Source organism: Armatimonadota bacterium (assembly GCA_016125185.1).
GTDB lineage: Bacteria > Armatimonadota > Fimbriimonadia > Fimbriimonadales > Fimbriimonadaceae > Fimbriimonas.
The window spans coordinates 423,846-436,748 of record WGMG01000002.1 but is presented as its reverse complement, the minus strand read 5'-3'; the positions used below and the strand labels follow the sequence as shown (position 1 = coordinate 436,748).

Below are 12,903 nucleotides of genomic sequence, written 5' to 3'. Positions count from 1 at the left end.
CGCATTTCAATGTTGGCACTGTATGGGCAAGGTGAGGAACTGCGCGAAGCTCTCGTCAATGCTGACCCTTGCTCCATTCGAGTTTTCGCATAGCCGGTATTTATTTGAGCAGTGCTCGCTGAAGCCGGTCGTTCCAGCCTTTTTGAGGCGAGTGACCTGCGAGTATGTGGCAAAAGCGGAGACCGAGGAACTTGATCCCGTTGACATTGACTTCTCGCATAGGCTCGGGTTTCTGATTGCCGATCGCGAGGAAGGCTATCTTTCGGCGGGAGAATTTGCTCTCCGATTGCCTTCACTGTATCCAAAAGGACAGAGGGCCGCGATGTTCTACGCAGACGTTCTCTACGATCGGATTAAGGAAATTGATAGAGAGGTTTTGCTGTCAATCTCTGGAAGGCTGTTGTCAGATTTCTTTGATGACGAATACGCGTTGCCTTCTATTCTCAGCCGTCGTGAGAAACTGATCTACATCAAAGAGATGGCTTGCGATCCACCAGCTTTGGCTGATATGACTTAACATCCCTATCGGGTCCGACCTGTACAACAGCTTGATTTAGCTGCTAGGCCGTCGTTGCGTGAGCTGTTCAAGTGTCCAAATTTGGACCGGGAAATGTTGCGCTATCACTAGATATTGTCGTGTATTATCTTTGTAGACGTGTCAACTGAATCGGACAAAACGGAGTCTACAAAGGACGAAAAAGAAGGTAATTTAGGCTCTGAATTGGTCAAAGCTGTTGCGAAGCCGCTTTATGATGATGCATTAAGTGGGGCGTCGAAGGAAGTTGGAAAGGCCCTAACTCTTATTGGTCGTGCCATCAATGTTGCACTTCTTCCGCTCAAAGGAACGGTTTGGGGATTCGAGCGTATTGAAAAGCACTTGAAAGATGCCTTGGAAAAGAAACTCGCCGAAGTTCCCCCAGGGCGCGTAATTGCTCCACCAGCAAATATTGCGGTACCAGCAATCGAGGCAATGCGCTACCTAGGAAACGACGAAATTCTGAGCGACATGTTTGCAAATCTCTTGGCTTCGGCCATGGATGGCACGAATGTTTCCCAGCCTCATCCAGCCTTTGTAGAGATTATCAAGCAGCTGCATCCCAAAGAAGCTGTCTTCTTAAGGGCGCTGACACCTTCAAAGCGCAATTTACTTAGATTCAAGATGGACATGACAAGATGGAAGAGTCGGGCTTCCGGCGTTTATGATAATCAACCACGCCTTGAAATCGGGTCAGGCGACCCTTGGAGTCCAAGCTTGTCGCCTTTGTTACTGTATTCTGCTCTTGATAATTTGGCTCGCCTGAAAATCATTGAAGACCCTGAGTCGCGGGTTTTCACTCATTCACTTCAGCTAATAGATCGAAGGGTAGTCCTCAACTCGGGTGTGGTACCTGAGGAAAGGGAACTGCTTGCTCCAATTTATGAGAAAGTTCCTGACTTTCTAGATTCGTCTCGTGAAAAATGGAGCGAGCAAATTACTTCACTGAGTCTCGAAACGAAAGTTCAGTTCACAGAATTTACTGAATTCGGCCACAGTTTCTTTTGCCATGCAATCGATAGAGATATCGAAGCACCTTTTGCGGCTAGCGAAATTTTCGATTGGTGAGAGCTGCTTAGTTGCTAAGTCCCCGAGCGAGAATTATGCCAAACACAATGCCTCGGCAATTACTAGAAGGTCGCGTGGGCACTGCGACTGGCTCTTCCTTCTGTTTCCAATCTGAATGGCTGCCGCTGTAGGACTTCCCGATTCCGGTTTGCTCCATTTCCCTCGCTGACGCATGGCGTTCCGATTCACTTTGTTCATTGCCCTTCGGCGGAATCATCGAGGATGAACTTCTCGTCCTTCAGCGACGGACGATCGAAGCCCACAAACGACTTTGGGTGGAACCTGACGTAAGTTCCACCCAAAGTGATTTGTGATTTTAATGGCTGCCGCTGTAGGACTCGAACCTACGACCCGCTGATTAACAGTTCTGCTTGCCATGATCCGCAGCGGTTCGTCTTGGGCCAAATTAGGTTCAAAGTATACGCTGTGTCGCCGCAGATTGCCGCAATTGTTCATTTCAAAGCGTCTCCGTTGGTTTCAGCGTTGGTTTCAATTGCCACTCCATTTGCGGTTCCTCATGGACGCTTGTTCGAAGCGTACAAGAAATATGCACCAATACCGACGAGCAAGAGGGTCTGTATCCACATTCGGCTAGAGTCAATTACCCTTGAGCCATGAATATTGAAGATAATCTCGTAGCCAGGATTGCTAACTCGTCCGTAGGTCGCTGGATAGCCAGTGGGAACGAACACCAATGCCCCAAATAGTGCCAAACCAAGAAAGCAAAAGCCAACTGCACGCACTTGAAGATTGTACTTGCAGTACACCGCCGATGACCTAAGATCGTTCTGGAATTCTGCTGTGCAGAGGTACGATGGCCATAGGCAATGTTTTTCATTTTTGGATGGGGACGGCGAACGAACAAGTTGCGAGGTACTTCCGCTAATTACACTTGCTCGAATTGCCGCAATGAAGTTTCTTTTCAGCTTGTTGAAACGAAGAAATGGTACAGCTTGTTTTTCATTCCAATCATTCCGTATGATTCGCAGAACCTGATGTTATGCCCTATTTGCTCATCTGGGTATGTCCTCAGTGACCTGGATTTCGTCCGCGAACTAGATTGGAAAAATCAGGGATCGTTAGCTCCCCGTACCCCAGTTTTTGAAGGGCAAAAGCCATTTGCGGGGAGCTTACCAACCCCTAACAGGGTCCCATCTATAGAGAGCCGATGCAAGAATTGTTCGGCACTAATGGCACCAAAAATGACGATATGTCCTCGATGCGGATGTGAAAGGACTATTACTCAGCATGAGTTGTGCGAGCCTGCTGTCTTAACTTCTACCAATCTTGGTATCAATGACCTCGAAATCTCTGATCAAATACCATCTCACAGCGTGGAACAGGAAGACATGCCCCAAGCGTCGCTAAGCGACCTAATTGAGTTTGCATCGCGAAAGGGCTTTGAGCTTTACTCGGCTGAAGGTACCTGGTCCAAGGAGACTGATGAATTGCTTCGCGACTGGTCTAGGATGATGGTCAGCACTTATCCAAGTGAGAGTGCGGAGAGTCTTTATGATCGTGTCATGGACTTCAGAGTCGATGGAAATCGGCTTCGAGAGGTCGCGTACCCGAGTCAAAAGAACATCTTCCTGCCATAGCCATTACCTGTCATTTTGCCGAAATCATTAGGCAATTCCTATCGTTCGGTCGTCTAACAATATGGGCAAATGGGCGGTTACGGTTCTGGCACGTGGACAAGATACAGCACGCATGGCACTACAAGCCAATGTCTAAGGCTGTCCGTGTCACGGCTCTACCGACGTGGTTATCTGGCCGAAAACAGGATGCTCTATAGCCTCTCCTGGTATACCGATGACGAACTGACCGGCTCGGTCTCTGCCATTTCGGATGCAAACGGCGTTCGCCTGATCTACTCAACCCGTGAACATGGCGAAGACTCCAAGCAATTTGCCTACACGGTCCCGGTGGTCTGGACTCCCTGCAACTTTGGCGGTAAACGGCCATGGTTTCTTTGTCCTCGTTGTAATGCCCGCGTTGGTGTGCTCTATTGTCGTTCGAGGTTCCTTTGTCGCAAATGTCACAACCTACGGTACAAGAGCCAGCGCCAATGCATACTTGGGCGAACCATTGCCAGAATGGCAAAACTCGAATCTCGCATTGGTGTAAACGGGAACTCTTTGGCAAGGCCCAAATACATGAGGCAGAAGACATATTGGCGACTGATAGAGATGCTCACATTGGCCGACGAACAGTTTGATCAAGCGTTCTCTCGCAAGTTCTCAACCTACTTCGACTTGTAGGGCCATGCCTTTAGTAGAGACTTCTTTTATTCAGTGCATTCTCGTACAGTAGAGGGGGGGACCAGGGGGAGGGGACCACTTACGACCACGGACCTGAACCAGATTCCGTATCCGACCGCCGACGATAGCGCGATTTCCCATTGCTCCTACCGGCTGGTTGATATCCGTTTTGCTGAAGGAACTTCGATGTTTGGTAGCTAACCTGTTTATCGGATGTCCATGCTTGTCCGCTACCTTCTGGCCGCATGATGGCCCAAGCTTGGTCAGTTGTTAAAACGTCCGGCCACGTCTTGACCGAGTCTTTGGCTCTTTCAAGGGCCCTTTCACCTGCCCTGATTGCATTTGCTTTCGCGACAAGTTCAGGCTTAAGAATCGGCAAGCCGTCCTTGATTCCGTTCACGATGTTTTGCTCAATCATGGGGCTCAACGCTTCCGGTCGTAGGTCCTCGTCCGGCCAATGGGCGTTCTTAACTGCCAACAATAGGGCTCTGCGCAAATACTCCTGGTCTAGGCCCAAGTGTACATAGTGGCCTAAGCTGAAAGCTGCATGGCGAACCGTCAACCACCTGCATCCGACCTTGGCCTTTGCAATCTTTCGTTTTTGCTGTGTCACGTGGTAGCCGACAATGGGAAACCAAAATCGTTTCTCAGCTTTGCCTATGGGCTCAATTCGAGTCTTGACCTTGCCGGTCTTCGGAACGATGGAAACCCCGAGTTGGTCTCGCAAGTCGGCCAGGTCGTAAGGTTTCATATTCGGGTTCCACGAGTGAATGCAAATCTGGTATGGCTCGCCTTTCCGGTGCTCGAATCCCGCGACCCGGAGAACCTGTGATACCTGCTTTGCGGCAGAATCCGCGCCGATTAGGGCAACTAGGGCCCTCTCGACGGCTTTCCAAAGGTCTTTGTCCCTCGATTCGACAATTCTCCAATACAAGTGAAAACCTCTCTTGGTCTTGATAACCATATGAGGCTCAAAAGGCAATTTTGGTAGCGTTTTCGCTCGGTCCAGGTCGGCATACAGCCAATTCAATTCTCTAATGTGCCTATCGCCGCGTCTCTCGCCGCCATTGACCTGAACAAAGATGGCGCAACCCTGGGCATTCAGCTTACAAAGCTCGTCCTCAACGTCTATGTACTTTCCATCCAGCACCATCGGTTTGACGTGACAATTCGGCGAGTCTGGCTTGATCTGGAAGACTGCACACTGGTCAAGCCCAAGCTCTTGCAAATGCAAGATGGCTTCAAACAGCGAGAGTTTGACCATTCCGAGCCAGACCCGTTCGTTCGCCCTATTCTGTATGAAGTCTAGAAGGTGTAACCTCCCTTCAATTCATTGGCTCTTGCCGTCGCTTCCTTCTCCTTGCCCTCAATCCATTCATTGAGGCCCGAAAGTGGGATTCGCAGTGAACGACCGATCTTGACGCTCGGCCACTGGCCCGACATGACGAATTCATAGGCCATGGTTCGGCCAACTCCAGCCTGTTCGGCTGCTTCCGTGATCTTTAGTAATTGCTTTTGCATCGTTCAAAAAACGTTGACGGATTCGCCAACATGTGAGAGAATACGAGACAGATATCCGTAACCAAAATCAAAATGCGTTCCACTTCCGTAACAAGCATGAAATCCAAAAGCAGACCACTCAGACTGATGTGGAAGAGAGATGATTTGGGATATGTCTCGGCCACAAAGGCAAAGGCACTAGGGAGAAGTCTAGAGGATGGCGTTCCATTTTGTATGCAGTGGGAAACGGATACATTGCTGAAAACCCAAGTAATGCCAGATCGTTATCGAGATGAGTCCTTTCAGGAGAAGGGCTACATCTTGCCTCGGAGGACTGGTGGCATGGCAGAAGATTCGTATTTCGATCCGATGGACTACCGAACGCTGCATCGCACATTTGGGGAGTTGTCCATGACTCCAAAAGCCGTTTGTGCCTTTGCCGACCAGTATGGCTTGCTCGGAGCTTGCTGCTATCAAACTGCTCTCACCGTCTCACCGTTCATTGACTTTATTGAACCCTTGGCCTTTTGGTACTACGAAATATCCGAGATGAAAAAACTACTCTCGTATTGGGATCAATGTCGAGATGAAGCGAAGGCGAAGCTAGCGTGGATGCAAATAGTCTGTAAAGAATTGGAACACAGGAACCGCTTGCTTTCCAGCGATGATAACCCATTTGCCTACCGAAGAATCTTCAGAACGGTCTCACCAGAGCTTGGAAAATATGTGTTCCCTCACTTGGTCAGAACTGAATCGGGCATGGCTCTTGACGGAACTTTTAGGTACTCGATTGTTGCCAAGATGGCACTTGAATTTGAACTCAATGCGAAGTTGCAGGACTGGGTAAGACCAACAATCGAGGCTATTTCTGGAACTACAATCCTGCTTAAACCAAAGAATCTACTTGGAGCCATTTACGCGTTACTCGCCGAAGAAATTATTGGTTCAAGTAGACCTGTAAAGCGGTGTGAAGGGTGCGGGAAATGGTTTCAACCATTGGACTTAAGGAAGAAGACTTGTAGTTCGAAATGCAGGCAACGTGCGTGGCGGCAACACAACAAGCAGACTGAAATGGATAACGAACATGGCTAAAGCAAAACGCGGAAACTCTGAAGGTTCAATCTCCCTTCGGCCAGACGGTCGCTGGGTCGCGAGAATCACCGTCGGTTGGGAGAATGGCAAGCCCAAGCGAAAGGCATTCTACGGCAAGACTCGGCAGGAAGTCGCCTCAAAGCTCGCCGCTGGTATCCGAACAAGGGACCAAGGGCTAACGCTCCACAACGAAAAGCAAACCCTGGGAGACTTCCTCAATCAGTGGCTCGCCGACGTGATAGAGCCCAAGGTCAGGCCCTCTACCTATCGAAGCTATGAGCAGATCGTCCGAAACCACCTGATACCAGGGCTCGGCAAACTACCCCTAAGCAAACTCACTCCCCAGGACGTGACGAAGTTCCTGCGAGCCAAGCATGATGCAGGCATAAGCGCAGAACACCTGCGAAGGGTCCTCAGAGCCTCTCTCAGCTACGCCGTACGCTTTGACCTAGCTCCGCGCAATGTCGCCTCTCTCGCGTCGTGTCCGACCAAGGAAAAGGCAGATATCAAGTACCTAGACCCCGACCAAGCAAGACGGTTCCTTAAGGCAATCCAAGGGCATCGGCACGAGGCCCTGTATACGGTGGCTCTGGCCGTCGGTTTGCGCCTTGGTGAGGCCCTTGGCCTCAAATGGTCCGACCTGGACTTGCAGAACGGCTCTCTGACCGTTTCAAGGCAGTTACAGCGGGTAAAGGGCAAGCTGGTCTATGTCGAAACCAAGACCCGTAACGCTCGCCGCTCGATTCCGCTTCCTGCCTTTGCGGTTCAATCGCTTCAAAACCTTTGGGCTCGCCAACAAATGCAGGACAAGGAGCTAGCGGGCGACGACTGGCAAGAAAATGGATTGGTGTTCACGTCCTCGATTGGCACTCCCGCCGATCCTCGAAACGTTCGCCGATCCCTAACGAAGGTCCTCGCCGACAATAAACTGCCAGAACTTCGATTCCACGACCTTCGGCACTCTTGCGCCACTTTGCTCTTGTCCCAAGGTACCGACCCTCGAACGATCATGCAGACGCTCGGACACAGCCAAATCACGCTAACGCTGAACACGTACTCCCACGTCATCCCGGCCCTGCAAAGGGACGCGGCAGATAAGATGGATTCGATACTTCAATGTGATATATACAATAGGTAGATGAAGCTCGACACCGCAAGGCACGGTGGTCTGGGAGTTTGAAGTAATTCTTCTATGGTACGTGCCGACCTTTGCGACTAGCCCATTTCAACGGCGTGAACGCGTTGAGTCCAGGAAAGAGCAGGATATAATGGCCCAATGATCATTGCTGGAAAATCGATCCAGTTTTGGGCATTGATAGTCTGGTTTGCTCTGACTTGCCTTGGAACCGCATGCAAGCGAAATGACCAAGGAATGTACCGTAGGCGAAAAATTCCAAACTTAGTGTACTGGATTACTTCCATTGGTCAGTGGGTCTGCCTGGGCATACTAGGCTTCTACGTCCAATGGTTTACGCCAATATTGGTATATTTTGGGGGATTTGTCCTTGCCTCAATTGGAATCTCAGATTTTCTGGGAAACTTCTTCGTTCAGGCATTGTTTCCCAAATCTGATGATCCCCCAATCAAGAATATTTTCGGTAACCGTTCATGAATCGGCACGAGGATTTTCGTAGGGTTCAATGATCAATTGAGCTTCTGATAACCACCTAGCATCTAAAGTAGATGGCGCGGGTTGGTTTCAGCGTTGGTTTCAACTGCCCTGAAAAAGCAGAAAAGACTCCCTCTTTGGAGTCTCTTTGAACCTAAATAAGTGGCTGCCGCTGTAGGACTCGAACCTACGACCCGCTGATTAACAGTCAGCTGCTCTACCGACTGAGCTAAGCGGCAGTGAGAGTGAAAATAATACCCTAAACATCTTCGGCACGCGATACCCCGCCTTTTAGATTTCCCAGTAGAATGACGAAGAAAACTCTGGAGGCGCGACCGTCAAGCTCACAACCCGAATCCTGATCTCGATCGGCTACGCCGAAGGGTTGATGATGGGCAATTGGTCGCGAGTGTTCGACCCTGGACTTGGATACTTCTATTCCGACCAACCTCGGGGGATGCTTATTGCGGCCTACATGCTCATGGCGGTTTTGTCGGTCCTCATATTCGGTTGCACCTATCTTCCCGCATGGACTCGGTGGTTGCTCATCCCCATTTCTCTGGTCATGGCCGACGACTTTCGGCGAGGGTTTTCGATTCCATTTTTGGTCTTTGTCGGCATGGCCGCGGTTGCCTTTCTTTTGATCTGGCAAGCGGTTCGCAAGGAGAAAACGACATGGTTGAGGGGTGGAACCCTTATCCTCGAGTTATTGGGATATGCCGGAATCGCGACCTGCATTGGTGCCCTTTCGCTCTTTCGCGCCAACCCTCCGGCCCCCAAATCTCAAGCCCTGAACGCCCACAAGACCGGCCCCAGAATCGTGGTCGCAGTGTTTGACGAATTGGATCCCGTTCACACATTGGAAAAATGGCCAAGTCAGTATCCTCCGAATGAATTCCTCGACTTGGCAAAGCGTTCGCTGGACTTCACAAATTGCCTTGAGCCCGGACCGGAAACCTTGTATTCGCTCCCAGCCATGACCATTGGGCACACCGTCGAAAGGGCCAAGGCGGCTGGACCTCAAACCCTCAATCTCATCGTGGGCGGCAAGAAGCGGGAATGGAACGAGAAGCCCAACATTTTGCTCGAGGCAAGGGACACGGTTGGGGCGTCGGCGATGGGCTGGTACCACCCCTACGATCGTGAATTCCCAGGTGTGGAGGGACGGTTTTACGAGCGAGTGTCGGATGATCCGACCTTCTGCTTTTGGCTGCTCTTCGACTTTCTGGTCGAGCGTCCATTCCAGATGGTCGGAAAGAACTCGCAGACCAAGATGCTCAATACGTTCTATTCCAACTGGCAGCGGAAGATCATTGAGGATTTTCATGCTCAGGTTCCGAGCTTCATCGATGAACACCATGGATTGATCTTCTTGCACGTTCCTTGTCCGCACGTCCCGTATGTCATGCATCCCATCCCGGGCGACCCGTTGGGCTTTGATCCGGAGTCCTACTACGGTGCGGTGGATTATGCTGGCGAAATCTGCAAAACCATGGAGGATACGTTGGCGAAAACAGGAGAGCCCTACACGTTCATCGCGACTTCGGATCATAACCTTCGGGCGACTCTGCATGGCATCAAGCCGTGCGGAAGAGTGCCGATGCTGATTTCTGGAACCAACATTGTTAAGCCAGGTCGGGTGAACGACCAAGCGTGCGGCGAGCATCTGGCCGATGTCGTTCGACTGCTGATTTCGAATTCAAATGCTTCGGAACTTGACATTGTCCGGGCGATGACGGCCAAGCGCGTCACGCCGTGAGATTGCCCAGATTTTTAAGTTCAAATCCCCGCACGATTACGGGGGTTTCTTAGAATGCGGCAAATTCTCACCACAAAACCTGGGCCCGAAGTCTTTCCCGCCAATAATGCTAGGTACGGAGGCTCCCAGAGGGTAAATTCTAACGACAAGCTTCGCTAGAAAAGAACCCAACACGGAGCGTTTTTCGTCCTGAACGGTACAGGCGGAGTATAGGTCTTCCAATCTCGGTTGGAAACCCGTATTAACCGCAGATCGTCAGACGTAGTAACAAACACAGAACCGAGCGATCGGTTCGAAGGACAAAGAGAGAGTATGTGGCAACGTTTTACAGAGAGAGCGCGCAAAGTCGTGTTCTACGCTCAGGAAGAAGCGCAAAAGTTCGGCGAGGGATATGTCTCCACCGAGCACCTGCTTCTTGGCTTGGTGCGTGAGTCCGATAGCGTCGCTGCACGGGTCCTCGAAAAGCTCAGTGTGAGCCTCAACCGGGTTCGGGCCGAAGTGGAGAAGCAACTCCCCCGCGGCGACGCACGACCCAACCAGGATATGACGCTGACTCCGCGTGCCAAGCGGGTCATCGACCTTGCTTATGACGAAGCGAGGAACCTGAACAATAACTACATTGGCACCGAGCACCTTTTGCTCGGACTGATTCGAGAAGGAGACGGTTTGGCCGGGAGAGTTTTGGCCAAGCTGGGCGTCGAGCTAGAAAAAGCGCGACGCGAAGTGATGGGTCTTCAGGACAACGACACCCAGCAGAAATCGACGAGCGGCACCCGAGCGGGTTCGTCGTCGACGACATCCAGCGGGGCAAGCAAGACCACCACTCTAGACGAATTTGGACGCGACCTGACGGAGTTGGCCCGCGAAGGAAAGCTGGACCCGGTCGTCGGCCGCCAAAACGAAATTGAACGCGTGATGCAGATCCTCTGCCGCCGCACGAAGAACAACCCATGCCTCATCGGCGAACCGGGTGTTGGTAAGACGGCGATTGCAGAAGGTTTGGCGTTGCGCATCGTGAGCGGAGACATTCCCGATCTGTTGAAAGATCGGCGAATCGTCGCGCTCGACCTCGCCGCCCTCGTCGCCGGTACGAAGTATCGAGGCGAATTTGAGGAGCGGATGAAGAAGGTGATGGAAGAGGTTCGTCGAGCCGACGGCCAAGTCATCCTCTTCATCGACGAGCTTCACACGCTGGTGGGAGCCGGCGCCGCAGAAGGCGCGATCGATGCCAGCAATATCATGAAGCCCGCCCTGGCGCGAGGCGAACTGCAGTGCGTGGGAGCCACCACTCAGGACGAATTTCGTAAGTACATCGAGAAGGACGCCGCCCTCGAGCGACGCTTCCAAGCGGTGAAGGTGAAAGAGCCAACCGAAGAGGAAGCGATCGAGATTCTCAAGGGTCTGCGTGAGCGATATGAGGCGCACCACAACGTCGAAATCACCGACGACGCGATCATCGCCGCCGTGCAGTTGTCCCAACGATACATCAGCGATCGAACCCTGCCCGACAAGGCGATCGACCTCATCGACGAAGCCGCTTCGCGCGTTCGGCTCCAACAGAGCCTGCCGCCGAAGGACGTGCGCGAAGACCGTGTGAAGCTGAACAAGCTCGTGACGGAAATCGAGCACTTAGAGAAGCGAAACAACGAGCCGGATCGGCTTGAGAAGCTTCTCGGGCAGAAGGAAGAGATCGAAGCCAGCGTCCTCGAGCGAGAAGAGGCATGGGAAGCGGTCGAAAAGATTGAGCCCATCGTCAATGAAGCGGAAATCGCGAGCATCGTTCAGAGCTGGACCGGTATTCCGGTCACCAAGCTCGTCGAGACCGAGAGCCAGAAGCTTCTGAAGATGGAAACCGACCTTCATGAGAAGATCATCGGCCAGAACGACGCGGTCGTGGCGGTCAGCCGTGCGATCCGACGTTCGCGAAGCGGTCTGAAGGATCCGAAGCGACCGATGGGAAGCTTCATCTTCCTCGGCCCCACCGGTGTTGGTAAGACCGAACTGGCGAAGGCCCTGGCCGGATATCTGTACGAGAAGGAAACCAACATGGTCCGAATCGACATGTCCGAGTACATGGAGCGCTTTGCGGTCTCGCGACTGGTTGGCGCACCTCCAGGATACGTCGGCTACGACGAGGGCGGTCAGCTCACCGAAGCCGTTCGACGAAACCCGTACTGCGTGGTCCTGCTCGACGAAATCGAGAAGGCTCACCCCGAAGTCTTCAACCTGCTTCTTCAAGTTCTTGAAGATGGCCAGTTGACCGACAGCCAGGGTCGAACCGTGGACTTCCGCAACACGATCATCGTCATGACTTCGAACGTCGGCGTTCGCCCGATCGAACTCGATAAGGCGCTTGGCTTCCGCGACAACCGACAGGATGTCAACGATCCGAAGACTTACGAGGCGATGAAGAACCGAATGCTCGACGAGATGAAGAAGAGCTTCCGACCGGAGTTCCTCAACCGTGTGGACGAGATCATCGTCTTCCATCACCTCAAGAAGGAAGAGATTCTCGAGATCGCCGATCTGTACCTGAAGCGAGTGAACGCGCAAGCGGCGTCGCTGGGAATCACGATCGAACTGAGCGAAGCGGTAAAGAACCTGCTGGTGGACAAGGGCTACGACCCGAACATGGGCGCCCGACCTCTGCGACGCGCGGTTCAGCGATACATCGAAGATCCGCTCAGCGAAGAGATGCTGATGGGTACGTTCGCCGAGGGCGACCATATCCTCGCCGACGTCGACCCGAACGAAGCCGAGAAGATCGTCTTCAAGAAGGTCAAGAAGGACGGCGGTTCGAGCAAGAAGAAAGAGCTCGTCTCGAAGTAGGGCTTACTCAGCCACAAATATTGCGAGCCCCGCTTGGTGAGACCAAGCGGGGCTTTCCTTTTTGCGCCCAACGAATCCTGGTGTGGTCTTGTTCCGTAAGAGTAGGAGCAAGCAGATGATTATCTATTGGCTAAATCTTTTTGCGGGATTTCTTGCGAGCGGTTTTTGTCTTCTTGCCGGGTTACATGGTATTCGAAAGCGAAGTCTCTGGGTCGGACGAAAATCTGCAAGCGGAAAACAGACGGTGGTT

Annotated in this window: 10 protein-coding genes and 1 tRNA gene; 8 read left to right on the top strand and 3 right to left on the bottom strand. The window is 52.0% G+C overall.

Annotation, left to right across the window (positions count from 1 at the left end; all coding sequences use genetic code 11):
• The first annotated feature begins 58 nt into the window (after window positions 1–58).
• From GC165_05155 to GC165_05145, 3 genes are all read left to right on the top strand, one after another.
• Window positions 59–517 carry a hypothetical protein gene (locus GC165_05155; protein ID MBI1332248.1) on the top strand — a complete coding sequence of 153 codons (459 nt, stop codon included), beginning with the start codon at window positions 59–61 and terminating at the stop codon, window positions 515–517.
• Window positions 518–628: 111 nt separating this feature from the next.
• Window positions 629–1,603: a DUF4393 domain-containing protein gene (locus GC165_05150; protein ID MBI1332247.1), complete on the top strand. Its 975-nt coding sequence runs from the start codon at window positions 629–631 to the stop codon at window positions 1,601–1,603.
• A gap of 827 nt (window positions 1,604–2,430) precedes the next feature.
• Window positions 2,431–3,201: a zinc-ribbon domain-containing protein gene (locus GC165_05145; GenBank protein MBI1332246.1), complete on the top strand. Its 771-nt coding sequence runs from the start codon at window positions 2,431–2,433 to the stop codon at window positions 3,199–3,201.
• 742 nt (window positions 3,202–3,943) lie between these two features.
• Here the strand turns inward: GC165_05145 and GC165_05140 are convergent.
• Window positions 3,944–5,128 carry a hypothetical protein gene (locus GC165_05140; protein ID MBI1332245.1) on the bottom strand — a complete coding sequence of 395 codons (1,185 nt, stop codon included), beginning with the start codon at window positions 5,126–5,128 and terminating at the stop codon, window positions 3,944–3,946.
• Between the two features lie 41 nt (window positions 5,129–5,169).
• On the bottom strand, window positions 5,170–5,385 hold the full coding sequence (locus tag GC165_05135) for a helix-turn-helix domain-containing protein (GenBank protein MBI1332244.1): 216 nt from the start codon (window positions 5,383–5,385) through the stop codon (window positions 5,170–5,172).
• Window positions 5,386–5,481: 96 nt separating this feature from the next.
• Between GC165_05135 and GC165_05130 the strand changes: the two genes are divergently transcribed.
• The 3 genes from GC165_05130 (at window position 5,482) to GC165_05120 (ending at window position 8,068) form a co-directional block, all read left to right on the top strand.
• Window positions 5,482–6,456 (top strand): hypothetical protein, encoded by a 975-nt coding sequence (locus GC165_05130; protein ID MBI1332243.1) that lies wholly within the window; start codon window positions 5,482–5,484, stop codon window positions 6,454–6,456.
• The gene (locus tag GC165_05125; GenBank protein MBI1332242.1) at window positions 6,449–7,594 is read left to right on the top strand and encodes a tyrosine-type recombinase/integrase; all 1,146 of its coding nucleotides are present in this window, start codon (window positions 6,449–6,451) and stop codon (window positions 7,592–7,594) included. Before GC165_05130 ends, GC165_05125 begins: the two co-directional genes overlap by 8 nt.
• A 138-nt stretch (window positions 7,595–7,732) precedes the next feature.
• A complete protein-coding gene (locus GC165_05120) occupies window positions 7,733–8,068 on the top strand; it encodes a hypothetical protein (GenBank protein MBI1332241.1) in 336 nt (111 codons plus the stop codon).
• A gap of 160 nt (window positions 8,069–8,228) precedes the next feature.
• Here GC165_05120 and GC165_05115 read toward each other — a convergent pair.
• Window positions 8,229–8,304: transfer RNA gene (locus GC165_05115), tRNA-Asn, on the bottom strand.
• Window positions 8,305–8,522: 218 nt separating this feature from the next.
• Here GC165_05115 and GC165_05110 point away from each other — a divergent pair.
• Both GC165_05110 and GC165_05105 read left to right on the top strand, forming a co-directional pair.
• The gene (locus tag GC165_05110; protein MBI1332240.1) at window positions 8,523–9,824 is read left to right on the top strand and encodes a hypothetical protein; all 1,302 of its coding nucleotides are present in this window, start codon (window positions 8,523–8,525) and stop codon (window positions 9,822–9,824) included.
• Window positions 9,825–10,136: 312 nt separating this feature from the next.
• Window positions 10,137–12,653, top strand: coding sequence for an AAA domain-containing protein (locus tag GC165_05105; GenBank protein MBI1332239.1), 2,517 nt, complete (start codon window positions 10,137–10,139; stop codon window positions 12,651–12,653).
• Window positions 12,654–12,903: the final 250 nt, after the last annotated feature.

What these genes read in the sequence shown, in the direction of transcription:
- GC165_05155 (MBI1332248.1), top strand. Translation starts at nt 59, where the DNA reads ATGCTGACCCTTGCTCCATTCGAGTTTTCGCATAGCCGGTATTTATTT.
- GC165_05145 (MBI1332246.1), top strand. Translation starts at nt 2,431, where the DNA reads ATGTTTTTCATTTTTGGATGGGGACGGCGAACGAACAAGTTGCGAGGT.
- GC165_05140 (MBI1332245.1), bottom strand. Translation starts at nt 5,128, where the DNA reads ATGGTCAAACTCTCGCTGTTTGAAGCCATCTTGCATTTGCAAGAGCTT.
- GC165_05135 (MBI1332244.1), bottom strand. Translation starts at nt 5,385, where the DNA reads ATGCAAAAGCAATTACTAAAGATCACGGAAGCAGCCGAACAGGCTGGA.
- GC165_05130 (MBI1332243.1), top strand. Translation starts at nt 5,482, where the DNA reads ATGAAATCCAAAAGCAGACCACTCAGACTGATGTGGAAGAGAGATGAT.
- GC165_05125 (MBI1332242.1), top strand. Translation starts at nt 6,449, where the DNA reads ATGGCTAAAGCAAAACGCGGAAACTCTGAAGGTTCAATCTCCCTTCGG.
- GC165_05120 (MBI1332241.1), top strand. Translation starts at nt 7,733, where the DNA reads ATGATCATTGCTGGAAAATCGATCCAGTTTTGGGCATTGATAGTCTGG.
- GC165_05110 (MBI1332240.1), top strand. Translation starts at nt 8,523, where the DNA reads ATGCTTATTGCGGCCTACATGCTCATGGCGGTTTTGTCGGTCCTCATA.
- GC165_05105 (MBI1332239.1), top strand. Translation starts at nt 10,137, where the DNA reads ATGTGGCAACGTTTTACAGAGAGAGCGCGCAAAGTCGTGTTCTACGCT.